Source organism: Pseudotabrizicola sediminis (assembly GCF_004745575.1).
GTDB lineage: Bacteria > Pseudomonadota > Alphaproteobacteria > Rhodobacterales > Rhodobacteraceae > Pseudotabrizicola > Pseudotabrizicola sediminis.
The window spans coordinates 1-1,967 of the sequence record NZ_RPEM01000044.1; the positions used below are offsets into that span (position 1 = coordinate 1).

The 1,967-nt window shown below is 56.6% G+C and carries 1 protein-coding gene; it reads right to left on the reverse strand.

The genetic code is table 11. The annotated features are described in order from the left end of the window. On the reverse strand, positions 1–1,670 hold a 1,670-nt coding region (locus EEB11_RS19200; protein WP_135434189.1), incomplete at its 3' end, for a hypothetical protein. Positions 1,671–1,967 lie beyond the last annotated feature (297 nt).

Below are 1,967 nucleotides of genomic sequence, written 5' to 3' on the forward strand. Positions count from 1 at the left end.
ATCTCCCAGATGGCGCGAAACTCTTCTTCTGCTTCCCGGTATCGACCTTGGTTGCCGATCTGCTGCGCGAGGAGCCAGCGCATCGGGAGGGTCTTGTGTTGCGTTTCCCCGGCTTGATGTTTCGATAGCAATCGGTAAGTGCGTTCTAAACAGCCATATCTATGTGCATCAATGAATGACTTGAACCCCGCAGAAAAAAAGTCATCATCGACATCGAGATCAGCCGCTATCCAATGATGCAGTGAAGCTTCTAAGGCCTCTTCATGCTCAGAACGAATCTCATTAGGCCGCTTATCTCGGAACACAGCGTAGTTGCGTTCAAATAAATGGTTATGAACCGTCCTGAACATTTCTGGCCGCTCCTCACGCTCGCGAGCCTGCAGGTCTTCCCGCATCACGTCGTGCATCAGGACTGCCTCCTGACCGTCAGAACGCATGAAGCTGAAGCGTGTAAGCTGACCCCAGTTCACGTGCCCAATCCCTCCCAAGAACTCTTGCGCCAAACCGTTTATCACGGCCTCGGTCAGGCGCGTGGGGTACGAAGCCAGCCGGAGAGCCTTTCGCTCGCCGTCCCCGATATGATCAAGGAACCGGCGGAGGATGTCAGGATGCGCTCCGCCGAACAGTTGTGGGTCAGGGTAACTCTCTCCCATCATCAACCGCTCAAAAAGGTCGACCTGGATATCTAGGTAGAAGGGCAATCCTTTTGCGCCATCAACGATGGACCGCCTGACCGTTGCCGACGAGATCGGTACGGCCCGCAAGAAGCTATCGGCGTCCTCCTTGGAAAGCCCACCGAGAAGGTGGCTCTCGACGATCTCACTCCAGTCAGAATCGATGTCGCTCCATTTCAGCTTGTCGCGGCCGAAGATCGTAAAGAGAACCCCAGGGGCGTCCTGCACGAACAGTCTAAGCCAAGCGTCAGCGCGGCCACCTTCGTTGGGGTCCTTGCTCGTGTGCCCCTGCCAGAGCGCTTCGTGAGTATCGACGACCACAAGGCAACGGTGTGGCCGCCGCTCAAGGAGATCGCAAATGTCTGACCCTAGGTAGCTAGGAAGCCGATCAAGCAACTCGTCCGCGGTGAAATCGTCGAGACCACGCAGGACCACCTTACCTCGGCGTTCATACCACTCGCGGGTGCGTGACGAAAGGCGACTGAGATACTTATAAAGAAGATTGAGGCCGGGAACAGCTAGGGTAACGCCTTCGACGAGGGCATCAACCCCTGCCTCGGACCAATCGATCAAATCGTCGAGAAGAGGATTCTCGCCTCTGAAGAGCTCTGGATGCCTTTGCCGAATGTTGACGCCAGGGTTCGTGAGAACAAAATGCCGCGCGAAGGCCGTATCGAACGCCCCAAATCGATGTCCGAATGACTGGGAGAGCTGGAGTCGGATCGACAGAAGAGCGTCCTCGACGCGCCGCATCTTCAGATCGTCTAGGTTGATGCGTGCTGCCGCGACCTTGTCGCCTTGCTCTGCCGCGAGGCGCATGAACTCACGTGACAACGCCGACTTACCTTGACCGCCGACCCCGTACCACGACAACACTCGGTAGGTGTCCAGTGCCTGCCGTTCGCGTAGTACCCCGAGGAACAGGTTTCGCTCATCATCCCGGTCTGTAAATTGACGGGTCGCGGTGAACTCTCGCTGCGCGTGGGTTGGTTTCATGGATTAGCCGCCACACATCTTTTATTACCTAACGGTATGAAAACAGATGATGAACCGTCCGTCTAGACAGCACATTCAAGAGAGTTTGGAGCAGAGTTGTGACCGGGCCAGAATCCACCGTATTTGACCACCCCTTTGTGGCGAGGGGCTTTTGTCCAGACTGACCACCGCCACGCCGACCGACTGCTGCACGCTCCACCTGCTCAGAAAACGTTCGCGGCTGCTGCATCATCGACGCGAAGGACGGAAAGGTGGCTGAGGGCGGAGACTGTGTGAAAACTCGGCAACAAGGGGCGC